The organism is Photobacterium sp. AWH4_225, from assembly GCF_056158405.1.
Genome location: NZ_JBSWTF010000003.1, coordinates 1 through 26808, shown reverse-complemented (window position 1 = coordinate 26808; position 26808 = coordinate 1). Strand labels below are relative to the sequence as shown.

Below are 26808 nucleotides of genomic sequence, written 5' to 3'. Positions count from 1 at the left end.
CTAATCAAAGAGGCGGAATTGTAATCACTGACTCTTAAATAGTCAATAATTATGCCCAGCAGAGAACTGCGGGCGCTGAATTATACTTCCTATACGCTGGAGTGCAAGGATCCTTAGCGGATCCCGACCTGGCTCAGGAACTTTTTCAGCCTCGGATCTTGCGGGTTACCGAAGATCTGATCCGGTGGACCTTGCTCGACGAAGCTACCATCGGCCATAAAGATCACTCGATCGGCCACTTCGCGAGCAAATTGCATTTCGTGGGTGACGACCAACATCGTCTGGTGGCGTGTCGCCAGTTTCTGCATCAGGCTCAGCACTTCGCCGACCCATTCCGGATCCAGCGCTGATGTCGGCTCGTCAAACAGCAGTAGCTCGGCTTCGAGCGCCATGGCCCGGCCGATGCCGACACGTTGTTGCTGCCCGCCTGACAATGCGGCCGGGTAGTGATCGCCTTTATCGCCCAGGCCGATATCATCCAGGATCTGCTGTGCTTTGTTGTAGGCTTCCTCTTTGTTCCAGCCTTTTACCGTGATCAATCCTTCGGCAATGTTTTGTCTCGCTGTCAGGTGGGCAAACAGGGCATAGTTCTGGAACACAAAACCAGTTTTGCGGCGCAGTGCCAAAATATCTTTCTGGCTGGCCTGGATACTCTCAACCGAGACATCACCAAGGGTCAAGTGGCCTTCATCAGCGGTTTCGAGGAAATTAATGCAACGCAGCAAGGTGGATTTACCGGTACCTGATGGACCGATGACCACCACGATCTCCCCTTTGCTGATCGTCAGATCCAAACCGGAGAAAATCGTTGCATCACCAAATCGTTTGGTCAGGTTTTCAATCTTAATCATCGTGTGTAAGCCCTGTTGAGTTTAGCTTCTGCCCAGTTTTGCACCCGGGTCAGGACTAGGACAATACCCCAGTAAATGAGGGCAACGGCTAGGAAGGCTTCGAAGAACTTGAAGCTTGAAGAGGCTTCCATCTGAGCCGTAGCCATGATTTCTGCCACCCCGAGGGTAAAAGCCAGCGAGGTCGATTTGATCATGTCGATAAAATAGTTCATCAGCGAAGGCAGGGCGACCCGGGTAGCCTGTGGCAGAATGATCCGGCGCATTGCCTGCAGCTCGGTCATGCCTATCGACAGGCTGGCTTCCCGTTGACTGCGGTCGATACCAATAATTGCAGCGCGGATGCTCTCGGCCATATAGGCGGCAAAGTGCAGGCTTAGGCCGATAATTGCTGCGGTAAAGGCATCGAGGCCGACGAAAACCGGCATCACTTGCGGCAGACCGTAGTAAAGCAGGAACAGCTGTACCAGCAGTGGGGTGCCGCGGAAGAAGCTGATATATAGCTGGCTCAGCTGATCGAGCACCGGGATACGGTAAATGCGAAGCAGGGCCAATACCAATGCAATGATCAGGGCGAATATCAGGCCCCAAAGTGCCATTCCCATGGTGGTGCCGAGGTAGTTGAACAGGATCGGCATCAGGGAAAGCATGTAGTCAAAATCAAAACCCATAGTGGTGTCTTCTTATTTACCGTGGTTTATCAGCGACAAAGACCCACCCGGGGGTGAGTCTTGTGATTATGAAGGATAGCAGTTGGACTTAGTGGGTGATGTCGGCATCAAACCACTTGATAGAAATCTCTGCCAGAGTGCCGTCTTGGCGCATGGCCTCTAGGGCAACGTTAACCTCGTCACGAAGCTTCTCGCCTTTTTCGCCTTGAACAAATGGCCAGGCGTTTTCAATCTTCTCGAATGGTTCGCCTGCCAGTTGAAGCGGCAGGTTCGCTTTCTTGATCAGCTCAAGCGACGATAGGCGGTCCATCACGAACGCATCGGTACGGCCCAGGGCCACGTCATGTTCGATACCTGTGTCGTAGGTTTTGATCTTGATGCTGCCGTCGGTATCGAGCTGGCGCAGCAGTTGCTCGTAGTTTGAACCCAGGTTAACACCGACTGTCTTGCCATCTAGATCATCCGTGCTGGTGATCTTGTCATTACCTTTGCGAACCACCAGCTGTGCACCATCCACCACATAAGGTTCTGAGAACAGGTACTTAGCCTTGCGCTCTTCGGTCATGGTGATTTGGTTGGAGATAGTGTCGATACGGCCGGTTTCTAGCAAACCAAATAGACCTGAGAAGTTAGCGGTAACAAACTCGACATTGTAGTCATTGCGTTTGCCGATTTCGTTCCACAGATCGACCTCAAAACCTTGTAGCTGATCTTGCTTAACAAAAGTAAAAGGGAAATAGCGTCCTGACATTCCTACTTTTACATCGGTGGCAGCCATCGCGGCTTGGCTAACAGACAAGGTTAGGGCGATTGCAGTCAATGATTTTGTTACCCAGCTTTTCATCCTGTTTACTCCTCAGGTTGCTGTGATGATGTTCTGTTAGAATCATCCTATCTGTTAATAACAGGTTTCTATAAATAACTTGGAGTTATTTTAAATAACAAAAAGTATGGGTAATGAATGGCTGGTGTTCATGAATTTGTGGGTAAGCAGGGGTAAAATTGTGGTGATCACACGTATAATTGTGCGATCTATGTGAATAAGTCGGATCTTATTCACTTGATCTGCGATCTCTTTGCTGGCGATCCTGAGCCAGCGGGTATAAAATTGCATCCCTTTTAGTGTTTAGTTATTCAGTGTGGAGTCGAGCTTGTCATCTTCGCTTTGGTTGCAGTGCCTTCAACGCCTTCAAGAGGAACTCCCTGCAACAGAATTCAGTATGTGGGTTCGACCGCTTCAAGCCGAGTTGAGCGACAATACGTTGACCCTGTTCGCACCCAACCGTTTTGTGCTCGATTGGGTCCGTGATAAGTACCTCAACAATATCAACCGCCTGCTCAACGAGTTCTGCGGTAATGATGTGCCGATCCTGCGTTTCGAGGTTGGTAGCAAGCCTGTGGCAGCTCCGCCGCCGCAGCCTGCTGTTACGCCGCCGCCGATCCTGACCCCGGCACCGGCGCCTATACAGGCAGAGCCTGCTCCGACGCTGGATGACGATGCGCCATCGCGTACCTGGGAGCCCGCTCCCTCGCCGGTCCAGCCTGAATCGCAGGCCGGTTACCGCTCGAACGTCAACCCTAAGCACAACTTCAACAACTTCGTTGAGGGTAAGTCGAACCAGCTGGGCCTGGCGGCTTGCCGTCAGGTTGCCGACAACCCGGGTGCAGCGTATAACCCATTGTTCTTATATGGTGGTACGGGCCTGGGTAAAACCCACCTGTTGCATGCGGTGGGCAATGCCATTGCCGATCGCAAGCCCAATGCCAAAGTGGTGTACATGCACTCGGAGCGCTTTGTCCAGGATATGGTCAAGGCGCTGCAGAACAATGCCATCGAAGAGTTTAAACGCTACTATCGCAGCGTCGATGCCTTGCTGATCGATGACATCCAGTTCTTCGCCAACAAGGAGCGCTCGCAGGAAGAGTTCTTCCACACGTTTAATGCGCTACTGGAAGGCAACCAACAGATTATCCTGACTTCTGACCGCTACCCGCGTGAGATCAACGGGGTAGAAGATCGTCTGAAATCACGTTTTGGCTGGGGCCTGACGGTGGCGATTGAGCCGCCTGAGCTGGAAACCCGCGTGGCGATCCTGATGAAGAAGGCAGAAGACCACAATATTCGCCTGGCAGACGAAGTGGCGTTCTTTATTGCCAAGCGCCTGCGCTCCAATGTCCGTGAGTTGGAAGGGGCACTGAACCGGGTGATTGCCAATGCCAACTTTACCGGCCGGGCTATCACCATTGATTTTGTCCGTGAGGCACTGCGCGATTTGCTCGCCTTGCAGGAAAAACTGGTCACGATTGATAATATTCAAAAGACCGTGGCCGAGTACTATAAAATTAAGATGGCTGATATGCTATCCAAGCGCCGTTCCCGCTCGGTTGCCCGCCCGCGCCAGATGGCGATGGCGTTGGCCAAGGAGTTGACCAACCACAGCTTGCCGGAAATCGGCGATGCCTTTGGTGGCCGGGACCATACCACGGTGCTACACGCCTGCCGCAAGATCGAGCAGCTGCGTGAGGAAAGCCACGACATCAAAGAAGATTATTCTAACCTAATAAGAACACTGTCATCTTAATATGAAATTTACAGTTGCACGCGAACAGCTACTAAAACCCCTGCAGCAGGTATCTGGTGCATTGGGTAGCCGTCCTTCATTGCCGATCCTCGGCAATATTCTGTTGGTTGTCGAGCAGGGTTGCCTGTCGATGACAGGTACCGACCTCGAAGTTGAGATGATTGCCAAGCTAGCCTTGGAAGGCGACTTCGAAGAAGGTGCCGTGACGGTACCGTCACGTAAGTTCCTGGATATCTGCCGTGGCCTGCCTGACAGTGCCAATATCGCGATTTCCCTGGAAGGGGACCGCGCGATCATCCGCTCTGGCCGCAGCCGTTATACGCTTTCTGTATTGCCAGCTGCAGATTTTCCGAATATCGAAGATTGGCAGAGCGAAGTGGAAATTACCCTTCCTCAAGGCCAGATGCGCCAGCTTATCGACAGCACTCAATTTTCGATGGCCCACCAAGATGTGCGTTATTACCTTAATGGTATGCTGTTTGAGACCGATGGCCAGTTGCTGCGTTCGGTAGCGACTGATGGTCACCGTATGGCGGTGTGCGCCGTCTCAACCAGCGCAGAGCTGCCTGCCAAGCAGATCATTGTCCCACGTAAAGGGGTGATGGAGCTGATGCGTCTGCTTGATAGCCCAGACGAAGAGGTTCGCCTGCAGATCGGTCACTCCAATATCCGCGCCGAAGTGAACAATTTCGTGTTTACTTCTAAGCTGGTAGATGGTCGATTCCCTGATTACCGCCGAGTGATGCCGCAGAACAGCACTAAGGTCGTGGAAGCGAGCTGTGACGAGCTGCGTAAGGCATTCTCACGGGCGGCTATTCTGTCTAACGAGAAATTCCGTGGTGTCAGGCTTAATCTGTCACAGGGTGAAATGCGCATTACCGCTAATAACCCTGAGCAGGAAGAAGCGGAAGAGTTCCTGGATGTCGATTACCAGGGCGAGCCGCTCGAAATTGGCTTCAATGTGAGCTATGTGCTTGATGTTCTTAACACTCTCAAGTGCGAGCAGGTACGTTGGTCGCTGACTGATGCTAATGCCAGTGCCTTGCTGGAAGACAGTGCCAGTGGTGATGCCATGTACGTGGTGATGCCAATCAGGCTATAAGGTCATGTCGTTAACACGTCTGATCGTAAAGGATTTCCGAAACATTGAAGCCTGTGACTTGTCGTTGTCGCCAGGCTTCAATTTTCTTGTTGGCGCCAACGGCAGCGGCAAGACCAGTGTTTTGGAGGCAATCCATTTTCTCGGCCATGGCCGCTCTTTCCGTAGTCATCTGACAGGCAGGGTGATCCGCCATGACCAGCAAGAGCTGTTTGTCCACGGTCGTTTGCAATCCTCCTCGTCTTTCGAGCTGCCTGTTGGTATCAACAAAAAGCGCGATGGTACGACCGAGTTAAAAATTGGTGGTGAAGGAAGTCAGAAGTTGGCTCAGCTCGCCCAGTTGCTGCCGTTGCAGTTGATCACGCCCGAAGGTTTTGATTTGCTCATCGGCGGGCCGAAATTCCGTCGTTCTTTCATTGACTGGGGCGTGTTTCACGTGGAACCCCAGTTCTATCATGCCTGGGCGAGGGTCAAACGACTAACCAAACAGCGTAATGCCTTGCTCAAAACGGCCCGGCATTACCGTGAGCTGAGTTACTGGGATCAGGAACTTAGCCTACTGGCTGAAGAGATTTCGCAATGGCGTCATGATTATCTCGAAGCGGTAAAACTAAAAGCCAAAGAGATCTGCGAAGTCTTTTTGCCTGAATTTGATATCCAACTCGGTTACTACCGAGGTTGGGAAAAAGACACCCCTTATGCTGAATTGCTTCAGCGTAATTTCGAACGGGATAGCCAATTAGGTTACACCGCCAGCGGTCCGCATAAAGCAGACTTGCGGGTGAAGGTAGCCGGCACCCCAGTAGAGGATGTGCTTTCCCGCGGTCAGCTCAAGCTGATGATGTGTGCTTTGCGCCTCGCGCAAGGATTGCACCTGACCGAAGCAACGGGTAAGCAGTGTATTTATTTAATTGATGATTTTGCTTCCGAGCTGGATAGCCATCGTCGGGCACTGTTGGCGCAACGGTTGAAAGAGACCGGGGCACAAGTCTTCATCAGTGCGATCAGCATTGACCAAATAGCGGAAATGCATGATGAAAATGGCAAGATGTTTCATGTGGAACACGGTAAAATAACCGCAGGATAATTTAAGCGAGAGTAACTCAATGTCCAACAACTACGATTCATCAAGTATCAAGGTACTTAAGGGCCTTGATGCGGTACGTAAGCGCCCAGGGATGTATATTGGCGATACCGATGACGGTACAGGCTTGCACCACATGGTATTTGAGGTAGTCGATAACTCTATCGACGAAGCTCTTGCTGGCCATTGTGAAGATATCATCGTCACTATCCACGAAGATGGCTCTGTGTCTGTGAGTGATGATGGTCGTGGTATTCCGACTGAAATGCACCCTGAAGAAGGCGTGTCGGCAGCTGAAGTTATCATGACGGTACTGCACGCCGGTGGTAAGTTCGATGATAACTCGTACAAGGTATCCGGTGGTCTGCACGGGGTAGGTGTTTCTGTTGTTAACGCCCTGTCTGAAAAAGTCGAGCTGACTATCCACCGTGGTGGCTCTGTCCACCAGCAGGTTTACCACCATGGTGAGCCTCAAGCGCCACTGGGTATTATTGGTGAAACCGAGAAAACCGGTACCCGTATCCGCTTCTGGCCGAGCGCTGAAACCTTCAGCAACATTGAATTCCAATATGAAATCCTGGCTAAGCGCCTACGCGAATTGTCGTTCCTGAACTCAGGTGTGTCGATCAAGCTGATTGACGAGCGTGAGGAAGACAAGCAGGACCACTTCATGTACGAAGGTGGTATCCGCGCTTTTGTTGAGCACCTTAACCGCAACAAAACGCCAATCCACCCGAAAGTGTTCCACTTTGAGTTTACTCGCGAAGACGGTATTGGTGTGGAAGTGGCAATGCAGTGGAACGATGGTTTCCAGGAAAACATCTACTGTTTCACCAATAACATTCCGCAGCGCGATGGTGGTACCCACCTTGCAGGCTTCCGTGGTGCATTGACCCGTACCCTGAATAACTTCATGGACAAAGAAGGATATTCGAAGAAGGCCAAAACGGCGACATCAGGTGATGATGCTCGTGAAGGTCTAACGGCGGTAGTATCGGTGAAAGTGCCAGATCCTAAGTTCTCAAGCCAGACCAAAGACAAGCTGGTGTCGAGTGAAGTGAAGCCGGCGGTTGAATCGACCATGGGTGAAAAGCTGAGCGAATTCCTGTTGGAAAACCCAGCTGACGCTAAGACGGTATGTACTAAGATCATCGATGCCTCACGAGCTCGTGAAGCGGCGCGTAAAGCGCGTGAAATGACCCGCCGTAAAGGTGCGTTGGACTTGGCTGGTCTACCGGGCAAACTGGCAGACTGTCAGGAAAAAGACCCAGCACTTTCTGAACTATACATTGTGGAGGGTGACTCTGCGGGCGGTAGTGCCAAGCAGGGTCGTAACCGTAAAAACCAGGCTATCCTGCCGCTGAAAGGTAAGATCCTGAACGTTGAGAAAGCACGCTTCGACAAGATGTTGTCTTCTCAGGAAGTGGCAACGCTTATCACCGCTATGGGCTGTGGTATCGGCCGTGACGAGTACAACCCGGATAAACTGCGTTACCACAACATCATTATCATGACCGATGCCGATGTCGATGGTTCCCACATCCGTACGCTACTGCTGACGTTCTTCTACCGTCAAATGCCAGAGCTTATTGAACGTGGTCATATCTATATTGCTCAGCCACCGCTTTACAAAGTGAAGAAGGGCAAGCAGGAGCAGTACATCCAGGATGACGAGGACATGGGTCAGTACCAGGTTGCCTTGGCACTGGACAACGCTGCGCTATTTACCGCGGAAGGCGCACCAGCGATTTCTGGCGAAGCGTTGGAGTCACTGGTTAAGCAGTTCAACGGCGCGAACAAGCTGATTGAACGTATGAGCCGTCGTTACCCGACCTTGATGCTGAACGAGTTTACTTACCAGCCTCGCTTGTCGGCAGAGATGCTTAATAACGAAGGTGATGTTGAAGCTTGGACTAAGGCATTGGTTGCTGCGTTGAACGCCAAGCAATCTGGCGAGAGCCAGTACACTTATGCAGTGGTTCGTGACGAAGAGCAGAGCCTGTACCTGCCGAAAGTGACGGTTCGTACCCACGGTGTTGAGCATGAGTACCTGCTAAGTGCTGACCTGCTTAACTCGAAAGAGTACGGCAAGCTGGCATCATTGTCTGAAGCGCTGTTCGAGCTGCTTGAGGAGTCTGCCTATGTACAGCGTGGCGAGCGCAAGCAGCCGGTCAGCAGCTTCAAGGAAGCATTGGAGTGGCTGATCAAAGAATCCCGCCGTGGCCTGTCGCTACAGCGATACAAAGGTCTGGGTGAGATGAACCCTGAGCAGCTTTGGGAAACCACCATGGATCCTGAAACACGCCGCATGATGCAGGTAACCATCAATGATGCAGTTGCTGCGGACGAGCTGTTCACCACGCTAATGGGCGATCACGTTGAACCGCGTCGTAACTTCATCGAGGCAAACGCCCTGAATGCGAACCTGGACGTGTAATTAAACGCGCACAGCTCTCCAGTTTCAAAACTCTCTAGTTGTAAAGCGCCGCACTCAGTGCGGCGTTTTTTTATCTCTGCTAGTTAGGGTAATGATGGCCCGGAGTCACAAAAGCAGGGGAGGCGAGTTATTCTTGGCAAAACCGCTCGCGCCATTATTCGGCTTTTCATTATTCAGAGCATCTCTTCCTTTTAATCAGAACCCAAATACATAGCACTGATCTTACCTAGAGCTCATCACTCCAACATCCACATGAACAGATAACTTCGAACTGCTGGTTAAATGAGTCAGCTTCTAAGAAATGGCTAGTGCTGCTTATGCACGCTAAATAATTTAAGCTCGCTAAACGATCAGTGCGGTGCTGGTGGCTGTACGGAATTAAGGTGTAGGAAAAATTTTTTCTATCGGGGTTGGAAAATTATTACGCTGACCCTATATCTATTTATGAAGAGCAAGGTGCCAAAGATTGGGCCTGCGACCGGCTTGTCCGCAGAAGGAAAGCCACTTCGACAATTCAATCGTTTAATGTATTGCTTCATAAGAAGGATAAAGTTTATGCGTAACCTAGATTTCACTCCTCTATACCGCTCTGCTATCGGCTTCGATCGTCTGTTCAACCAAATGGAAAAATCGGCAACCAACGCCAACGCTGGTTACCCGCCATACAACATCGAACAGCAAGATGAAAACCATTACCGTATTACTATGGCAGTGGCAGGCTTTGCCGATGAGCAACTGGATATCACCCAGCAGCAAAACAAGCTGATTGTCCGTGGTACCCGCGAAGCCAACGGTGAGGCTGAACGCCAGTACTTGTACCAAGGCATTGCCGAGCGTGATTTTGAGCGTAAATTCCAACTGGCTGATTACGTTAAAGTTGTCGGTGCCGAGATGGAAAATGGCCTGCTGCATATTGATCTTGAACGCGAGATCCCTGAAGAGCAGAAACCGCGCAAGATCGCGATCAACGGTCGTCGTTTGCTTGAAAGCGAGTAATTCCAAACAGGAGCATTTCTCCCGTTAGAGGTGTGAAAGGTCAGCCAGCGTGCTGGCCTTTTTTATTCTTCCTTTTCCTTCAGTCTTTGCTTTCGTTGCTGTTCCATCATGGTTATCCAAAGCAACAGGTATATCAGCGAGATCTGTTCAAAACCAGCTTATCGTTTTTGGGTTCCTTACTTTCAAGTTTTACTTCGTAAGGAGAGGGCTCCCAGCAATTTGTACGGTGGCTTGCTTCAAAGTCATTAATGCATCTTTCAATCTGATGTTTGGTAAGTTGCCCGTGTGGGTGGATGAGGGAGGAGTGGGATCCCTTTGTAACTCTGTCCGGTGCAGCTCTGTTTCACGTGAAACCTTGGTAAAGAAATAGCGCCACCTAGTAAAGGTGAAATGACCTAGCAAGAGTACTCCGTATATCACCAAGCTAAGTTGATACTGTTTTTTAGGAAATATAAAACCTGCCAAACAGCGATCATTTAAGCTCCTATATGAGTGATGAGTGGGATAACTAAGACAACTAAGATAAAGAGAGTTGCGTATAGGTATAGATTGCTTTCGGAAGGATTGGTTGCGAAGTATATGATTGTGGAATGAGTGGTTGTGGAGTAATTAGCGCTTCGCATTATCTGGTAGAGAAAGAACAGGCTACCCGAGGTAGCCTGTGTATGTTGCTTAGTCTTATGCCCTGTGTGGCTTAGCGTTCTTGGTAGGCTTTTTCCACTTCCTCGGCAATGATTGCGATGCCTTTGCGCATCACCTCATCTTCCTGAACGTAGTTCATCCGCAAACACTCGTGGCCATGTTGCCAGTCTTCATCTAGACCTATGAAGAAATACTCACCAGGTACAATGAGCACTCCCCGGGCTTTCAATCGGCGGTAAAGCTCCATGGTGCTGATAGGCAAATCCTTGAACCAGAGCCATAGAAACATCGCGCCTTCAGGCTTATGGATCCTAAAACGCGGATCAGTAATAGCCTGTTGCAGCATCTCAACAGCATGTTTGGATTTGCGCAGGTAAAAAGGTTTGATAACATCTTCGCTCAAGCGCATGAGGTCATTTTGTTCAATCATCTTGTAACCAATCGCCGGGCCGACACTACCCGGAGCCAGGCTGAGTACGCCGTTCATGTTGGCGATGGCAGTGGCGATTTCTTCGCTGGCAACCACAATTCCGCAGCGCACGCCAGGCAGGCCAAGCTTCGACAAGCTCATGCACAAGATAGTGTTGTCGTTCCAGAATGGGGTGACATCTTCAAAGATGATATCCGGGAACGGCATGCCGTAGGCATTGTCGATAATGAGCGGGATATTGTGCTCGCGAGCCAGCTGATCAAGGTGGTGAATTTCTTCGTCAGTAAGGACATTTCCTGTTGGGTTGGTAGGGCGCGAGGCACAAATAGCGCCGATACTGTCATCTACGACAAGGTGGTTGAAGTCGACATGGTATTTGAATAGGCCATTGTCGAGCAGGCTGATCTCCGGTTTGTAGGAGATAAACATATCTTCACTCAAGCCTGAGTCACCATAGCCAATATATTCAGGTGCCAAAGGCAGCAGGATTTTTTTCTTCGTACCGTCCTTGAAATCACCGGCCAGCAAGTTGAATAAGTTGAAGAACGCACTTTGGCTACCGTTGGTCAGGGCGATATTCTTGGCACTGATATTCCAGCCATAGCGATTGTTGAGCAGTTGGGCGAGGGCATTGATGAAAACATTTTTACCCTGGGGGCCATCGTAATTGGTCAGTGCTTGGGTGAGCTCACCGGTGGCAGCCATCTGGCTGCAGAGCTGATTGAAGTACTCTACCATTTCAGGGATCTGGGCAGGGTTACCGCCGCCGAGCATGATGGCATCGGGGTTGCGTAATCCATCGTTCAAATCATCCATCAACTGGGTGATACCTGAGTAGCGGGCGAACTTGTCACCAAATGTAGAAAACTCCATCTTTACTTCTGACCTCGGGGCGTTGTGTTTATCTTATTCGATATGGTTATGGTTTATGTTGTGCTGTTCGTCAACATACCTCAACGAAGCGCTTTATTAAACCCTTTGTAACACCGGATCTCCATCCCACTCTTTTACGTATATCCTCATGCGGTAATCAGCTGCTATATATAGTCTAGCGGTACCTTTACGCCGGGTGAGTTATCTATTGTTTCACGTGAAACCGTGATGACTTGAGGGGGCCGTTTATATCCGTGTGTTTCACGTGAAACAGTTAAAGGAGAACGGTTTGAGAGGCATAAGCTTATTAACAGTTCGGGGAAAACCTAAGGGCATATATAAAAAAGCCCCGGTATAAACCGGGGCTGTAATATCGTTGTTGCTCTTTCGCGATTACTTTTGCAGTAGCGAAATATCAGCCACTTTTAGGAACTCGTTACGCAGCTGGTTCAGCATGGTTAGACGGTTCACTTTTAGCTTCTCGTCATCAGCCATCACCATTACGTTGTCGAAGAACGCATCGACTGGCTCACGAAGGTTTGCCAGCTCAGAAAGTGCCTGCTGGTAGTCACCTTCGGCAAAGACAGGGGCAAGCTGTTCTAGCGTTGATGCGATATCTGTCGCCAATGCTTTCTCTGCATCTTCAACCAATAGGCTGCTATCAACACCGGCTGCTAGCTCACCGTCGAATTTCGCCAGAATGTTACCTACACGCTTATTCGCGGCTGCCAGTGATTCAGCTGCGTCTAGAGAGCGGAAGTGTGATACCGCTTTAACACGCTTGTCGAAATCAGCAGGCTGGGTAGGGCGAAGTGCCAGTACTGCCTGGATAACGTCAACACTGTGGCCTTCGTCTTGATACCAAGCGCGGAAGCGGCCTAGCATGAAGTCGATCACTTCGTCTGCCACATTGGTGTTTGTCAGCTTGTCGCCGAACAGTGATTGCGCTTTGGCAATCAGGTCAACCAAGTCTAGGTTGTAGCCTTTCTCGACGATGATACGAAGAACACCTAGCGCAGCACGGCGAAGGGCAAATGGATCAGAACCTTTCGGTGCCTGGCCAATGCCGAAGATACCCACTAGCGTATCTAGCTTGTCTGCCATTGCAACTGACGCTGACACGCCTGTGCTTGGCAATTCGTCACCGGCAAAACGTGGCATGTATTGCTCGTTTAGCGCTAGAGCTACTTCTTCTGCTTCACCGTCATGGCGAGCGTAGTGCATGCCCATCACACCTTGGGTATCGGTAAATTCGAATACCATAGAGGTCATCAGGTCACACTTAGCCAGTAGGCCTGCGCGCTTAGCGTTAGTCACATCAGCGTCGATCTTCTCGGCAATGTAACCGGCCAGCTCTGTGATACGGTCGGTCTTGTCTTTGATCGTACCTAGCTGCTTCTGGAAAATAGCCGTTTCTAGTTCAGGCAGGCGATCAATCAGTGGACGCTTACGGTCGGTGTTGAAGAAGAACTCTGCATCGGCAAGACGAGGGCGGACAACCTTCTCGTTACCTTCGATGATTTGTTGAGGATCTTTCGAAATGATGTTGGTTACGAAGATGAACTTAGGCACTAGGTTGCCATCTGCGTCGTAAACCGGGAAGTATTTCTGGTCACCTTTCATGGTGTAAACCAGCGCTTCAGACGGTACGTTCAGGAAGTCTTCTTCGAAAGATGCAGTCAGTACGACAGGCCATTCAACCAGAGACGTCACTTCTTCAACCAGCTCGTCTTCAAGGTCGGCTTTACCGCCAACCGCTTCAGCTGCTTTCTGGGCGTCAGCCAAGATGATGGCTTTACGTGCTTCGTAATCAGCCATTACCTTGCCGCGCTCTTCCAGGATAGCTGGGTACTGATCGGCATTGTCGATAGTAAATTCAGCTTCGCCCATAAAGCGGTGGCCACGGATAGTGCGAGCAGATTCCACACCCAGGATAGTACCCGGGATCAGCTTGTCACCCAGAAGCATGGTCAGGGTTTTCACCGGACGGATAAACTGGGTATCTGTGTCGCCCCAGCGCATTGGCTTAGGGATTGGCAGTTTAGCAAGTGCGTTAGCTGCCATGCCGCATAGCAGTGCATCAGCCGCTTGGCCTTTGACTTCTTGCTTGAACAGTAGCCATTCGCCTTTGTCAGTAACTAGGCGGTCAGCTTGTTCAACGGTGATGCCATTACCACGTGCCCAGCCTTGAGCCGCTTTGGTTGGATTGCCGTCTGCATCGAATGCGACAGAAATCGCCGGGCCACGCTTTTCAACTACCTTGTCAGGCTGGTTTTCAGCAAGGCCAGCAACTTTAAGTGCTAGGCGACGAGGGGAAGCAAACCATTTCACACCTTGGTGTGGCAGGTCAGCTGCTTTCAACTCAGCTTCGAAGTTCGCAGCAAAGGCTTCTGCCAGTGTGCGCAGTGCCGTTGGCGGTAGCTCTTCGGTACCAAGTTCAATAAGGAAATTGTGTTCAGCCATGGTGATCCTTACTTGTCTTTTTTGCACATTGGGAAGCCAAGAGCTTCACGGGAAGCGTAGTAGGCTTCAGCCACTTGCTTGGTTAGGTTACGGATGCGCAGGATGTAGCGCTGACGCTCTGTAACAGAAACGGCTTTGCGTGCATCAAGAAGGTTGAATGCATGGCCTGCTTTTAGAATACGTTCGTAAGCAGGTAGAGGAAGTGGTTTCTCTAGTGCTAGTAGCTCCTGACATTCTTTTTCGCACTGGTCGAAGAAGGTGAATAGGAAATCAACGTCTGCGTATTCGAAGTTGTAAGTTGACTGCTCAACTTCGTTCTGGTGGAAGATATCACCGTATGTCACTTTGCCTAGTGGACCGTCTGTCCATACTAGGTCGTACACGGAATCAACACCCTGGATGTACATTGCCAGGCGCTCGATACCGTATGTGATTTCACCGGTTACCGGCTTACACTCAAGGCCACCTACCTGCTGGAAGTAAGTGAACTGGGTTACTTCCATGCCGTTTAGCCAAACTTCCCAGCCAAGACCCCAGGCACCCAAGGTAGGGTTTTCCCAGTTATCTTCTACAAAGCGGATATCGTGGACTTGGGTGTCGATGCCAAGAGCTTCCAATGAGCCTAGGTATAGCTCCTGGATATTGTCCGGTGATGGCTTGATGATCACCTGGAACTGGTAGTAGTGCTGAAGGCGGTTCGGGTTCTCGCCGTAGCGGCCGTCGGTAGGACGGCGTGATGGTTGCACATACGCTGCTGCAATAGGTTCTGGACCCAGAGCACGAAGACATGTCATCGGGTGAGAGGTACCTGCACCTACTTCCATGTCCAGAGGTTGCACAATAGTACAACCCTGTTGGCCCCAGTAATCCTGCAGCGCGAGGATCATGCCCTGAAAGGTTTTAATATCGTATTTCTGCATTGTCAGCTTCGCGTGATTAATGGATTGAGAGATTTTTAGTAACTATCCAGTATACCCTGCCAACACCTGCGCTAGTAGGGGGAGTGCATGTTTTTTGGTCATCTTTGATTAATTTGCTTAAATTAATGTGCCTCGCTTGTCATGGTATGGAGTTTTTTGACATTGTTCTGATATCAGCTTATGACGGGCAGATACAATACGGCCGCCAATGAACAGCTTTGGCTTGCCAAAGACGCTGCACACAATGACATCGGCCCAGAGCCGAGAAATAAGAAAGGTAAACAATATGGATTTGACTAATCGCGCTAAATCTAGCAAATGGATTCGTAACCTGGTGTTTGCTACGGCAACGGCTGTGGTTGCGACAGGTTGTTCAACAACCAACCCTTACACAGGTGAAGACCAAACGGCGAAAGCGACCAGTGGCTCTATCATCGGTGCGGTGGCGGGTGCTGCTATCGGTGCTGCGTCTTCGAGCAAGAGTGACCGTGGTAAGGGTGCACTGATTGGTGCGGCTTCTGGTGCTGCTTTGGGTGGCGGTATCGGCTACTACATGGATGTGCAGGAAGCTGAGCTGCGCAAGCAATTGCAATCGACCGGGATCAGCGTAACCCGTGACGGTGACAATATTATCCTCAACATGCCTAACACCATTACTTTCGCTGTGGACGACACGGCGTTGAGCGGCCAGGCTAAAAATGCTCTTAGCAGTGTGGCCTTGGTAGCCAAAGAATACGATGAGACCATGCTGAATGTTTACGGTTTTACCGATAGCACTGGTGCGGCGTCTTATAACCTGCGCCTATCCCAGGTTCGTGCCAGCGAAGTGAGCAACGAGCTGATGCGCGGTGGTGTGGCTAGCAACCGTATCGTGACCAAAGGCATGGGTGAGTCACACCCGATTGCTTCGAACGATAACGAGCAGGGTCGTGCCCAGAACCGCCGTGTAGAAATCGTGCTTTCTCCACAAGGTTAATTTCAGCCAAATAACCTTGATTGGATAAAAGGGCCTCAAGCAGGCCCTTTTTTGTGCCTTGCGATCCGTGTTGCTGCTGTGTAGAATTGCCGCACCTTTGGGGAGTAGCCTCTTGTCCTGGCAAGACAAGCGTCAACATAATTGAAGCAAAATCTTCATGGCGTTTGTGACTCACGTTTATCCTACTAGTGAGTTTGGCGAGACCATCGGTAAACCAACATGAACCGGGGTGGGGCATGTGCGTTTACCTGTGGTTTTTTTATAGTATTCCTCGCCCCAAAGAGCATGTCGTGAGTGTTTTAGCTATCTCTATTACGTCGGTTGCCTTGGCAGAAATTGGCGATAAAACCCAGTTGCTGTCCCTGTTGCTTGCTAGCCGCTACCGCAAACCTATTCCTATCATCCTGGCGATCTTCTTCGCTACGATTGCCAACCACGCATTGGCAGCCTGGTTAGGTGTGGTTGTTGCCGACTACCTAACACCTGAAGTGCTTAAGTGGGTGTTGGTGGTGAGCTTTGTCGCGATGGCGGGTTGGATACTTATCCCCGATAAGCTTGATGATGACGAACAGATCTCCAACCGTGGGCCGTTTGTCGCCAGCTTCATTGCTTTCTTCATTGCCGAAATCGGTGACAAGACCCAAGTGGCGACCACTATGCTGGGTGCGAAATACAGTGATGCGCTAGTGTGGGTGGTATTGGGTACCACTATTGGTATGTTGCTGGCCAATGTGCCAGTGGTCTTGATTGGTAAGTTGTCAGCCGAGCGTATGCCGTTAAGTTTGATCCGTAAAATCACTGCGGCGCTGTTCTTTGGCCTGGCTCTTGCCGCCGCGTTTGGCATGTAATCTCCGCTAGCTGTGTTCCACGTGGAACACGGCTATTAGAGCCTTGCTCACAAGCCATTATGACACTGTGATAACAAGCACTTAAATTGTGAGCATGGCAGCAGTGCCGGGAAGGTTGGCGTGATATGTTGGTACCAGTACCTTAGGACGGTTACCGCTGTATAGGAGGGGGTTATGAACCGTTTTCTTGCAATATCGCCCCAGAGCCAATTCTGGTTATTCAACTTTGCGTTGGCGCTGAATATTCTCGGTATGGTGCTGACGGACATGTGGCTGCCGATGGTGGTCGGTGCCATTGTGACGACGTACCTATCGGTTGATGCCTTGGTTCGCCTGCGTTATGTCCTGCCGATGAAGAAGGAAATCCGCGACCTGCGCCACGAACTCGATAAAGCCAACCGCCAATTGCGGGATTCGTACCGTAACGAGGATTAGCCGTTAGCTGGTAACAAAACAGTAAAAAGGCAGCTCAATGAGCTGCCTTTTTTTGATTGTTTAGTTAGTGCCTTTTTTTATCAAGTAACGGTAAGGCAGGCTATCGGTTTCTGCCGCAACCAAGGTGTGATCCATGAAACGGCAAAAGCTTGGAATATCCCTAGTAGTTGAAGGGTCATCGGCAGTGACGAGCAGGGTATCGCCTTCGGCCATTTTCCTTACGGTTTTACGCACCATCATCACAGGCTCAGGGCAGCGAAGTCCTTCAGCTTCCAAACTGTGGGTGGGGTTGTCAAAAATAGCGGTCATAGCATCTACATCTTCTGTTGAAGACTGTGATCATACTTATGGGCAAGAATTAATCAATAAGGGTTGGCAAATCAAAATAAAACGTGTAACGTATTTAACAAGTCATTAACGTTTGTCTTCTGAAGGATTAGGAGGAACTATGTTGACTCAGATGGATCGCCTGACAATTTATAGCGTACTGTGCTTCATTACGTTTTGCTCTTTGATGCTACGTTCACCGAATGAGACCAGTTTTATCGCGCTGGGTGGCCTAATTGCCGCCGCGCTAGGACTTTGGCTCGAGCTCACCAATTCTCCCGAGCTCGAGGAAGAAGAAAGCTAACATTGCACATCTACTACACTCCCCCAGTTTTCTTGGGCTTCCCCGCTTTTATAGCGGGATTTTTTTTATCTGGACGATAAAATAATACCAAACTAAGTAATATGTTGTTTGGTATTACTCCCAATATCTTGCCAAGGTAGCTCGAAGTGGAACTAGAAGACATCTATCGCCGTGATTTGAATTTGCTGGTGGCATTGCGGGTAATGATTGAAGAGAGCAGTGTCAGCAAGGCTGCCACGCGCCTGAATCTGAGCCAGTCGGCGATGAGCCGAGTGCTGGGTAGGCTGCGCGACTTGCTTGGCGATCCGCTGTTTACCCGCCAGGGACAGCATTTGATCCCGACCGAAAAGGCGTTGGAGTTTGATCGGGCATTGGGTGAGCCATTGGAATCCCTGCGCCAGTTGCTGTCACCGGTTGAGTTTGATCCGCGCCGCTGCGACCAGACCTTTGCCATCGCGACCACGGACTATGCGATGCAGACGATATTGCCGTTTGCCCTGCCGCGAATTTACCAAGAGGCACCGGAGGTCTCGTTTGAGTTCCTGCCGCTCCAGCATGACAGGCTAGCCGACCAGCTGACTTATGAAGGGGCGGATTTGGCGATCTGCCGCCCGACCGGCCCTGTTGAGCCGCTGCGCAGTGAGATTTTGGGGCGCGTCGGCGTGTTATGCCTGCTATCAAAGCATCATCCGCTGGCTGATAAAGAAATGAGCCTGGCAGACTACCTTGCCCATCCCCATGCGATGATTGCGATCAGTGATGGGGTAAAAGCGCTGATTGAGCAAGCGTTGGTTGGTCAGCCGAAACGGAAAATGGTCTTGCGGGCTTACCACCTTGAAGCGGCATTGGCGATTGTCGATACCATGCCACTCATCATTACTGTGCCAGCGGATTTGGCTTATCTGGTGGCCGAGCGATATGACTTGGTCGTCAAACCGCTGCCGTTTGCCTTTACGCCATTTGATTATTCGATGATCTGGCATCCGCGCTGCGAGCATTCGCCAGCCCAGGAGTGGCTGAGGGCGATTGTCAAAGAGGAGTGTAGCCGCCTGATCGCCAAGCGCATCGATGATATGGGATTGGAATAAAAAAGCCGGGATAAACCCGGCTTTAGTCATTGGTGTTACGTTCGCAATCGCGGTTATAGCTTGATCACGACTCGGCCGGTTACTTGGCCGTTGGTAATATCTTCCGCATACTTAGGCGCGGCATCTAGCTCAACCTCGGTACACGCTTGCTCGTAGAAGCTCTCAGGTAGTAGCTCGACCAGTTTTTCCCAAGCCGCGATACGCTTCTCTGTTGGGCACATTACCGAGTCGACACCCTGCAGACGTACGTTACGCAGGATGAACGGCATCACCGTTGTCGGCAAATCAAAACCGCCAGCCAAACCACAAGCGGCAACAGCGCTGTTGTAGTCCATCTGCGCCAGTACTTTTGACAGCACTTTGCTACCCACGGTATCGACAGCACCTGCCCACACTTGCTTCTCTAGCGGACGAGCTGGCTCTTCAAATTCACTACGGTCGATAATACGGCTGGCGCCAAGTTTCTCTAGCAGTGGACCGTTTTGCTCTACGCGGCCAGTAACAGCCGCAACCTTGTAGCCAAGCTGGGCCAGCAGGGTAACTGCAACTGAGCCCACACCACCGCTGGCACCGGTTACTAGGATTTCACCCGCGTCTGGTTTGACATCGGCATCCAATAGCGCCTGTACACATAGCATGGCGGTGAAACCTGCTGTACCGACCATCATGGCTTTTTTGCTATCTAGGCCTTTAGGAAGTGGCACTAGCCAATCTGCTTTTAGGCGGGCACGCTGTGACATGCCGCCCCAGTGGTTTTCACCGACACCCCAGCCAGTGAGTACGACTTTGTCACCCTCTTGGTAGCGGGCATCTTCGGAGCTGACGACAGTACCGGCGAGGTCGATACCCGGCACCATAGGGAAGTTACGGATGATCTTACCTTTACCTGTGATGGCCAAGCCGTCTTTGTAGTTCAGGGAAGAGTAGTCAACATCAATCAGAACATCGCCTTCAGGAAGATGGCTATTGTCTAACTGTTCGATTGTCGCAATTGTTTTTTTCTCTTCTTGGTTTAGAACCAGTGCCTTAAACATAGGGATGCTCCGAATTAATACAAGCGTCTTAAGTGGTTATGAGTGTAGACCTGAAATAACTATGAATAAAATGAAAGTTAATCATTTTATCTATGTAATTCATACATGTTTGGTGCTGATCAAAAAAGCCCGCCGGAGCGGGCTTTTCTCATGCGAGATTTCTTATACGACTTCTCTTTTACGAATAGATTACTCAACCCGTTCAAAAACAGTCGCAATACCTTGGCCTAAACCAATACACATTGTAGCTAGGCCAAATTGGACATCATGGTGCTCCATCAGGTTGATCAGGGTGGTGGAGATACGCGAACCTGAGCAACCTAGTGGGTGACCGAGCGCGATGGCGCCGCCATTGAGGTTGACCTTTTCCTCAACGACATCCAGCAAACCGAGATCTTTGGCACAAGGGAGTGACTGGGCAGCAAAAGCTTCGTTGAGCTCTACCATACCGATATCTTCGATGGATAGTCCGGCACGTTTCAACGCTTTCTGACTGGCCGGTACCGGCCCGTAACCCATGATAGAAGGATCGCAGCCGGCAACCGCCATTGCTTTGACTCGAGCACGGATAGTCAGGCCGAGCGCTTTGGCTTTGTCTTCGCTCATTACCAGCATGGCTGATGCGCCATCAGACAGGGCGGAAGACGACCCGGCAGTGACGGTACCGTTGGCCGGATCGAACACCGGGCGTAGTGCTGATAGCGACTCCGCGGTTGTTTCTGGGCGAATAACCTCGTCATGGCTCAACAGGGTTAAACGGCCATCGGCATCATGGCCTTCGGTTGGATAGATCTCATTGGCAAATCGACCTTCGATGGTAGCGGCATGAGCACGCTGGTGGGAGCGGGCGGCAAAGGCGTCCTGCATCTCACGGTTAATACCATGCATCCGGCCGAGCATTTCGGCGGTGAGCCCCATCATCCCCGCCGCCTTGGCAACAGATTTCGACAACCCCGGGTGGAAGTCGACACCATGGTTCATCGGCACGTGGCCCATGTGTTCGACACCGCCGATCAGGCAGGTCTCGGCATCACCGACCATGATGGCGCGGGCAGCATCGTGTAGCGCCTGCATTGAGGAGCCGCACAAGCGGTTTACGGTTGTTGCGCCCACAGTGTGGGGGATACCGGCCAATAGCGCGGCATTCCGGCCAACATTGAAGCCTTGTTCCAAGGTTTGCTGGACACAGCCCCAGTAGATATCTTCTATGCTGCTAGGATCGACCTGCGGATTACGTGCCAGCAGGCCTTTCATTAGGTGGGCTGATAAGTCTTCAGCGCGTACATGGCGGAAAGCGCCGCCTTTAGAGCGTCCCATCGGGGTACGGATACAATCAACGATTACAACGTTATTCATTTTCAATTCCTCATCCTTAAGCCATGGTTACGCGTTGCTCGGTACAGGGTAGTAACGACCATCTTGTTCTGCTTTCTCACGCAGGCCTGCCGGTACTTCGTAAACGGCACCAAGGTGGGCATAGCTATCTGCCAGCTGAACATAGTTGGCAAGGCCGAGGGTATCGAGGTAACGGAATACACCGCCACGGAATGGAGGGAAGCCGAGGCCGTAGACCAATGCCATATCAGCTTCTGCTGGACTGGCGATGATCCCTTCTTCCAGACAACGCACCACTTCGTTGATCATCGGGATCATCATTCTGGCAATGATCGCTTCGGCATCATATGGGGTTGCATTGCCGGTAACTGGGGCAATTAACTCGCTAACGTCAGCATCGGCGGTTTTCTTCGGCTTGCCCTTACGGTCAATGGTATAGGCGTAGAATCCTTTGCCGTTCTTCTGGCCATAGCGACCGTTTTCGAACATCACATCCACACCATCTTTGTAGTCTTTGCCCATACGCTCAGGGAAGCCTTCGGCCATCACGGCCTGAGCGTGGTGCGCAGTATCAATACCGACTACATCCAGTAGGTAGGCCGGACCCATTGGCCAACCGAATTGTTTTTCCATCACTTTGTCGATTTGCTGGAAGTCAGCCCCGTCACGCAATAGCAAGCTAAATCCGGCAAAATAAGGGAACAGCACACGGTTGACGAAGAATCCCGGGCAGTCATTGACCACGATTGGGGATTTGCCCATCTTGGCGGCATAGGCCACAACGCGGTTGATGGTTTCATCCGACGTATGTTCGCCACGGATGATTTCAACCAGCGGCATACGGTGAACCGGATTGAAGAAGTGCATGCCGCAGAACTTGTCTGGACGCTTGAGCGACTTGGCCAGTAAGTTGATAGGAATGGTGGAAGTATTTGAGGTGATAACCGTATCGTCACCCACCAAGCCTTCGACCTCACTGAGCACAGCGGCTTTAACTTTCGGGTTCTCTACTACAGCTTCGACAATCACATCGGCCTCTTCGGCGCCGGCATAATGCAGGCTCGGTGTGATCCCGCCGAGCACTTTGGCCATACCAAGGCCATCAATACGGCCACGCTCTAGCTGCTTGTTAAGCAGTTTGGCAGCTTCACCCATGCCTAAATCAAGTGAGGCGTCGCTGATGTCCTTCATCAGTACCGGTACCCCTTTGAGGGCTGACTGGTAGGCGATGCCACCTCCCATGATCCCGGCACCCAGCACCATTGCCTTGCTGGTGGGCTGTCCGGCCTTCGCGGCTTGCTTGGCCTGGCTTTTGATATACTGGTCGTTGAGGAAGATCCCGACCAGGGACTGGGCAACATCGGTTTTGGCTAGGGTGACGAAGTGCTTGTTTTCAATCTTCAGTGCTTCGTCGCGCTCACAGCGTGAGGCTTCTTCGATGGTTTTGACGGCCGCCATCGGCGCCGGATAGTGTGGACCAGCCACTTGAGCCACCATACCTTTAGCCATCGTAAAGCTCATGGTCGCTTCGATTTTATTCAAAGCCAAAGGCGCTTTTTTCTGTGCCCGGCGGGATTGCCAGTCCAGTTTGCCGGCAATAGCGTCCTTGAGCATAGCCAGAGCCGCGGTAGGTAGTTGCTCTGGCTCAACAACCCCATCGACGATCCCGAGTTTGAGGGCATCGAGGGCTTTTTTATCTTTACCGGCAGTAATGATTTCCATCGCCGAGTCAGCGCCGATCAGGCGCGGTAGACGGACGGTGCCACCAAACCCTGGCATGATACCGAGCTTGGTTTCAGGTAGGCCGATACGCGCTTTACTATCAGCCAGACGCAGATCGGTTGCCAAAATACATTCGCAGCCACCGCCCAGGGCGTGGCCGTTAACCGCTGACAGGGTCGGAACCGGTAAGTCTTCTAATTTATTGAAGATGTCGTTGGCATGGGTGACCCACTGTGACAATTCCTCAGCAGGTTTGGCAAACAGGCCGAGAAATTCGGTGATATCAGCTCCCACCACAAAGGCATCTTTGCTTGAGGTTATTAGTAGCCCCTTCAAATCACTCTGGTGGTAGAGCGCATTCAGGGCTTCATTGAAGCTTTCCAGGGTTTTGAGGTCGAACTTGTTGATTGCGCCGGGTGCGTTGAGGTTAAGCTCGGCGATGCCATCTTCCAGATAGCGAACGGATAGGGTTTCACCTTGGTAAATCATCTTCTATCTCCATGAGTTCCAGTCTGTGCCGGATTTGATTTAACTGGTTTGACCTGTCAGTAGGTTAAATAATAGTCTGAACCTGTTGTGCAACGATTACAATACCTATTTTAAACATTTGTTTAACTTTTGCTTTAGGGTAGATATTAATTTGATATGAAAAATTATCTGCGTGGGAGGTTATTTTCTTTATTTTCAGGTTCTTGGTTTGGGTGGTAAGTTAGATAGATAGAAGTTGCGTTATGTTGTTTTTTTGTTGTAATGAGCAAGTTGTAGATAGTCAGCCGCTTATTCATAAGCTTGGCGATGGTTGCTGATCCACCGAAGAATTATTTATTACCACAACCCCTTTTTGCTCTTGTACTGTCCAGTAGATACATCCACAACCGGTGATATGGTATCCTGAGAGATTCCATTGATTACAGAGAAATACGGCAGCATATGAGCGTCAGTGAGCCATATTTGATCCCGGCAGACAGTGCGACTTTCGAAGAAGAAATAAAGAAAAGTCGCTTTATTACCTATCTGGCACACACTCCGAATGTCGAGGCTGCCAAGGCGTTTGTCCAGCACATCAAAGACAAGCATCATGATGCGCGGCACAATTGCTGGGCGTTTGTTGCCGGACGGCCCGAGGACTCAATGAAATGGGGCTTTAGCGATGATGGTGAGCCATCGGGTACGGCGGGCAAGCCAATCCTTGCTCAGCTGACAGGCTCTGGGGTCGGGGAGATCACCGCAGTAGTGACCCGTTACTCTGGCGGTATAAAACTCGGTACCGGTGGTTTAGTCAAAGCATATGGCGGAGGGGTCCAACAGGCCCTAACTGTGCTGCAAACCAAAGAAAAGTTAATAACTTCAGAACTGCTGATCAGCTGCGAGTATAATCAGGTATCGCTGGTGGAGTCATTGGTTGCTGAGTTTTCTTGTCAGCAGGTTGAGGCTGACTATGGGCAACGTGTCACTGTGGTGGTTGAGTTGGACCGCCGTCAGGTCGAGGCATTCAGTGCGACGCTGTTTAGTCGCAGCGGCGGGCAGGTGAGTGCGGTCGACCGTTCTGAATAGTCCCGTTAACTTTTTCAAAATATAGATGAGAGCCGAATAGGCAATGCAATTTCGTTCCATTATCAGGATTGTCGGGCTTTTGCTCGCCTTGTTCAGTGTCACCATGCTGGCACCCGCCCTCGTGGCATTTATTTACCGTGACGGTGCCGGTCTGCCGTTTGTTGTGACCTTCTTCCTCCTTTTCGCCGGTGGTGCATTGCTATGGGTGCCCAATCGGCATTATCGCAAGGAGCTTAAAGCGAGGGACGGCTTTCTTATTGTTGTCTTGTTCTGGACCGTAATCGGCAGTGCCGGTGCTGTCCCTTTTATACTGGCAAAAACCCCTGATCTCTCGGTGACCGACTCCTTTTTCGAATCTTTTTCTGCCCTGACGACAACTGGGGCGACGGTGATTGTCGGGCTGGACTACCTACCTAAGGCGATTTTGTTCTACCGCCAGCTGCTGCAGTGGTTCGGCGGTATGGGGATCATTGTATTGGCCGTGGCCATCTTGCCAGTGTTAGGTATCGGTGGCATGCAGTTGTATCGTGCCGAGATCCCGGGGCCGGTCAAGGACAGCAAGATGACCCCGCGTATTGCCGAAACCGCCAAGGCGCTGTGGTACATCTATTTGGCTTTGACCATCAGCTGTGCCCTGGCTTTTTGGCTGGCGGGAATGACAGCCTTTGACGCCATTGCCCACAGCTTTTCGACGGTGGCGATCGGGGGGTTCTCCACCCATGATGCCAGTATGGGGTATTTCAACAGCCCGACGATTAATATGATCACCGTGGTGTTCCTGCTGATCTCAGCCTGTAACTTCTCATTGCACTTTGCAGCTTTTGCCAATGGCGGCATTCACTTGCGGACGTATTGGCGTGACCCTGAATTCCGGGCTTTCTTTGCTTCCCAGCTAATTTTGTTCCTGATTTGTTTTGGCATGTTGCTCAAGCACCATTCCTATAACTCGTATCATGATGCATTTGATCAGGCTCTGTTCCAAACCGTGTCGATTTCAACCACGGCAGGCTTTACCACCACAGGGTTCTCTGAATGGCCACTGTTTTTGCCAGTCTTGCTATTGTTCTCATCGTTTGTTGGCGGCTGTGCCGGTTCTACTGGTGGTGGTATCAAGGTGATCCGGATGTTCTTGCTGTTGCTGCAAGGGGTTAGGGAACTCAAACGATTGGTTCACCCGAGAGCGGTATATACCATTAAAGTTGGCAATAAGGCTCTTCCGCAGCGTGTTGTCGATGCGGTATGGGGGTTCTTCTCAGCGTATGCCTTGGTGTTTGTGATTTGTATGTTGGCCTTGATAGCGACAGGGCTGGATGAGCTCACCGCTTTCTCTGCCGTAGCAGCGACTTTGAATAATTTAGGTCCAGGTTTGGGGGAAGTGGCGGTACACTTTGGCGAAATCAACGATCCTGCCAAGTGGGTGTTGGTTATCGCGATGCTGTTTGGCCGCTTAGAAGTCTTTACCTTGTTGGTGCTATTTACCCCTACGTTTTGGCGTAGTTAACAATTAATAAGGAAATGTCGTGGAAAAAGTCCTTTTTCTTCATTCGAGCAGTGATGGGCAAACCATCAAAATTATGCGCCATATAGAAAAGACGCTGGGTGAGGGGTATCAGTGCGAACTGGCAGACCTCAACCAGCTACCAGCCATCGCTTTTGACCAGTATGACCGCATCTTGGTTGGAGCCTCAATTCGTTATGGCCACCTTAATAAAAAGCTGTATCAATTCATCGATCAGAACCTGGCTGCGCTAGAACAACATAAAGTGGGCTTTTTCTGTGTGAACCTGACTGCTCGTAAAGAAGGTAAAAATACGCCGGAAACGAGCGTGTATATGAAAAAGTTCCTAACGAAGTCGCCGTGGCAGCCTGGCTTGCAGGCGGTTTTTGCTGGCGCACTACGTTATCCACGCTATAGCTGGTTTGACCGGGTTATGATCCAGTTCATTATGCGCATTACTGGTGGTGAAACAGATACCAGTAAAGAAGTCGAATATACCGATTGGCAAAAAGTAGAGGCGTTTGCAGACCACTTTAAAGCCTTTTAAGCTGGCTTTTTGATGGTTTTGGGTGTTTTTTGTTCGAACTGTCAGGTTTGGCCATTTTTTTTAAAAAAGCCCCTTGCCAACGTGATCGAACTCTC

23 protein-coding genes and 1 riboswitch are annotated in these 26808 nt (G+C 50.8%); of the genes, 13 read left to right on the top strand and 10 right to left on the bottom strand.

Going from position 1 to position 26808, the window contains the following annotated elements:
* Nucleotides 1-113: 113 nt before the first annotated feature.
* The 3 genes from ACXAD4_RS17010 to ACXAD4_RS17000 form a co-directional block, all read right to left on the bottom strand.
* Complete coding sequence (locus ACXAD4_RS17010) at nucleotides 114-851, bottom strand: amino acid ABC transporter ATP-binding protein (protein ID WP_475242950.1); 738 nt, start codon at nucleotides 849-851, stop codon at nucleotides 114-116.
* On the bottom strand, nucleotides 848-1519 hold the full coding sequence (locus tag ACXAD4_RS17005; protein WP_475242949.1) for an amino acid ABC transporter permease: 672 nt from the start codon (nucleotides 1517-1519) through the stop codon (nucleotides 848-850). Before ACXAD4_RS17005 ends, ACXAD4_RS17010 begins: the two co-directional genes overlap by 4 nt.
* Nucleotides 1520-1607: 88 nt before the next feature.
* A complete protein-coding gene (locus ACXAD4_RS17000) occupies nucleotides 1608-2297 on the bottom strand; it encodes an amino acid ABC transporter substrate-binding protein (protein ID WP_475243008.1) in 690 nt (229 codons plus the stop codon).
* A 373-nt stretch (nucleotides 2298-2670) separates the two neighbouring features.
* On the opposite strand from ACXAD4_RS17000, the gene dnaA reads away from it, so the two are divergent.
* From dnaA to ibpA, 5 genes are all read left to right on the top strand, one after another.
* Nucleotides 2671-4101 (top strand): chromosomal replication initiator protein DnaA, encoded by a 1431-nt coding sequence (gene dnaA, locus ACXAD4_RS16995; RefSeq protein ID WP_317524630.1) that lies wholly within the window; start codon nucleotides 2671-2673, stop codon nucleotides 4099-4101.
* A gap of 1 nt (nucleotide 4102) precedes the next feature.
* The gene (gene dnaN, locus ACXAD4_RS16990) at nucleotides 4103-5203 is read left to right on the top strand and encodes a DNA polymerase III subunit beta (RefSeq protein ID WP_317524629.1); all 1101 of its coding nucleotides are present in this window, start codon (nucleotides 4103-4105) and stop codon (nucleotides 5201-5203) included.
* 4 nt (nucleotides 5204-5207) lie between these two features.
* Nucleotides 5208-6287, top strand: a complete 1080-nt coding sequence (recF, locus tag ACXAD4_RS16985) for a DNA replication/repair protein RecF (RefSeq protein ID WP_317524627.1) — start codon at nucleotides 5208-5210, stop codon at nucleotides 6285-6287.
* A 19-nt stretch (nucleotides 6288-6306) separates the two neighbouring features.
* Nucleotides 6307-8721, top strand: coding sequence for a DNA topoisomerase (ATP-hydrolyzing) subunit B (gene gyrB / locus ACXAD4_RS16980; RefSeq protein WP_475242947.1), 2415 nt, complete (start codon nucleotides 6307-6309; stop codon nucleotides 8719-8721).
* Nucleotides 8722-9276: 555 nt separating this feature from the next.
* Complete coding sequence (gene ibpA, locus ACXAD4_RS16975; RefSeq protein ID WP_107300853.1) at nucleotides 9277-9717, top strand: small heat shock chaperone IbpA; 441 nt, start codon at nucleotides 9277-9279, stop codon at nucleotides 9715-9717.
* Between the two features lie 694 nt (nucleotides 9718-10411).
* Here ibpA and ACXAD4_RS16970 read toward each other — a convergent pair.
* The 3 genes from ACXAD4_RS16970 to glyQ form a co-directional block, all read right to left on the bottom strand.
* Entirely contained in the window at nucleotides 10412-11662 is a 1251-nt protein-coding gene (locus tag ACXAD4_RS16970) for a valine--pyruvate transaminase (RefSeq protein ID WP_475242946.1), read from the bottom strand.
* A 393-nt stretch (nucleotides 11663-12055) separates the two neighbouring features.
* A complete protein-coding gene (glyS, locus tag ACXAD4_RS16965) occupies nucleotides 12056-14125 on the bottom strand; it encodes a glycine--tRNA ligase subunit beta (protein WP_475242945.1) in 2070 nt (689 codons plus the stop codon).
* 8 nt (nucleotides 14126-14133) lie between these two features.
* Complete coding sequence (glyQ, locus tag ACXAD4_RS16960; protein ID WP_039463466.1) at nucleotides 14134-15045, bottom strand: glycine--tRNA ligase subunit alpha; 912 nt, start codon at nucleotides 15043-15045, stop codon at nucleotides 14134-14136.
* A gap of 286 nt (nucleotides 15046-15331) precedes the next feature.
* Here glyQ and ACXAD4_RS16955 point away from each other — a divergent pair, with 286 nt between their 5' ends.
* The 3 genes from ACXAD4_RS16955 to ACXAD4_RS16945 all read left to right on the top strand — a co-directional run bounded on the left by ACXAD4_RS16955 (nucleotide 15332) and on the right by ACXAD4_RS16945 (nucleotide 17304).
* Nucleotides 15332-16021 carry a YiaD family glycine zipper/OmpA-like lipoprotein gene (locus ACXAD4_RS16955; protein WP_317524619.1) on the top strand — a complete coding sequence of 230 codons (690 nt, stop codon included), beginning with the start codon at nucleotides 15332-15334 and terminating at the stop codon, nucleotides 16019-16021.
* Nucleotides 16022-16113: 92 nt separating this feature from the next.
* Nucleotides 16114-16217: riboswitch (yybP-ykoY riboswitch) on the top strand.
* 94 nt (nucleotides 16218-16311) lie between these two features.
* On the top strand, nucleotides 16312-16869 hold the full coding sequence (locus ACXAD4_RS16950; protein WP_317524618.1) for a TMEM165/GDT1 family protein: 558 nt from the start codon (nucleotides 16312-16314) through the stop codon (nucleotides 16867-16869).
* 174 nt (nucleotides 16870-17043) lie between these two features.
* Nucleotides 17044-17304: a hypothetical protein gene (locus ACXAD4_RS16945; RefSeq protein WP_044622218.1), complete on the top strand. Its 261-nt coding sequence runs from the start codon at nucleotides 17044-17046 to the stop codon at nucleotides 17302-17304.
* Nucleotides 17305-17364: 60 nt separating this feature from the next.
* Here the strand turns inward: ACXAD4_RS16945 and tusA are convergent, their stop codons facing one another.
* Nucleotides 17365-17613 (bottom strand): sulfurtransferase TusA, encoded by a 249-nt coding sequence (gene tusA / locus ACXAD4_RS16940; protein WP_317524616.1) that lies wholly within the window; start codon nucleotides 17611-17613, stop codon nucleotides 17365-17367.
* A gap of 139 nt (nucleotides 17614-17752) precedes the next feature.
* Between tusA and ACXAD4_RS16935 the strand changes: the two genes are divergently transcribed.
* Both ACXAD4_RS16935 and ACXAD4_RS16930 read left to right on the top strand, forming a co-directional pair.
* Complete coding sequence (locus ACXAD4_RS16935; protein WP_044622220.1) at nucleotides 17753-17935, top strand: hypothetical protein; 183 nt, start codon at nucleotides 17753-17755, stop codon at nucleotides 17933-17935.
* 146 nt (nucleotides 17936-18081) lie between these two features.
* A complete protein-coding gene (locus ACXAD4_RS16930) occupies nucleotides 18082-19023 on the top strand; it encodes a LysR family transcriptional regulator (protein ID WP_475242943.1) in 942 nt (313 codons plus the stop codon).
* 53 nt (nucleotides 19024-19076) lie between these two features.
* Here ACXAD4_RS16930 and acuI read toward each other — a convergent pair whose 3' ends face one another.
* The 3 genes from acuI to fadB all read right to left on the bottom strand — a co-directional run bounded on the left by acuI (nucleotide 19077) and on the right by fadB (nucleotide 23603).
* Entirely contained in the window at nucleotides 19077-20057 is a 981-nt protein-coding gene (gene acuI / locus ACXAD4_RS16925) for an acrylyl-CoA reductase (NADPH) (RefSeq protein WP_317524612.1), read from the bottom strand.
* Between the two features lie 189 nt (nucleotides 20058-20246).
* Nucleotides 20247-21413, bottom strand: coding sequence for an acetyl-CoA C-acyltransferase FadA (fadA, locus tag ACXAD4_RS16920; protein ID WP_475242941.1), 1167 nt, complete (start codon nucleotides 21411-21413; stop codon nucleotides 20247-20249).
* A 27-nt stretch (nucleotides 21414-21440) separates the two neighbouring features.
* On the bottom strand, nucleotides 21441-23603 hold the full coding sequence (fadB, locus tag ACXAD4_RS16915; protein ID WP_475242939.1) for a fatty acid oxidation complex subunit alpha FadB: 2163 nt from the start codon (nucleotides 23601-23603) through the stop codon (nucleotides 21441-21443).
* Between the two features lie 441 nt (nucleotides 23604-24044).
* On the opposite strand from fadB, the gene ACXAD4_RS16910 reads away from it, so the two are divergent.
* Genes ACXAD4_RS16910 through hemG form a run of 3 tightly spaced genes read left to right on the top strand, consistent with a single transcriptional unit; the run spans nucleotide 24045 to nucleotide 26713 of the window.
* Nucleotides 24045-24668, top strand: a complete 624-nt coding sequence (locus ACXAD4_RS16910) for a YigZ family protein (RefSeq protein WP_475242938.1) — start codon at nucleotides 24045-24047, stop codon at nucleotides 24666-24668.
* 43 nt (nucleotides 24669-24711) lie between these two features.
* Complete coding sequence (locus ACXAD4_RS16905; protein ID WP_475242936.1) at nucleotides 24712-26169, top strand: TrkH family potassium uptake protein; 1458 nt, start codon at nucleotides 24712-24714, stop codon at nucleotides 26167-26169.
* Nucleotides 26170-26188: 19 nt separating this feature from the next.
* Nucleotides 26189-26713: a menaquinone-dependent protoporphyrinogen IX dehydrogenase gene (gene hemG / locus ACXAD4_RS16900; RefSeq protein ID WP_475242935.1), complete on the top strand. Its 525-nt coding sequence runs from the start codon at nucleotides 26189-26191 to the stop codon at nucleotides 26711-26713.
* Nucleotides 26714-26808: the final 95 nt, after the last annotated feature.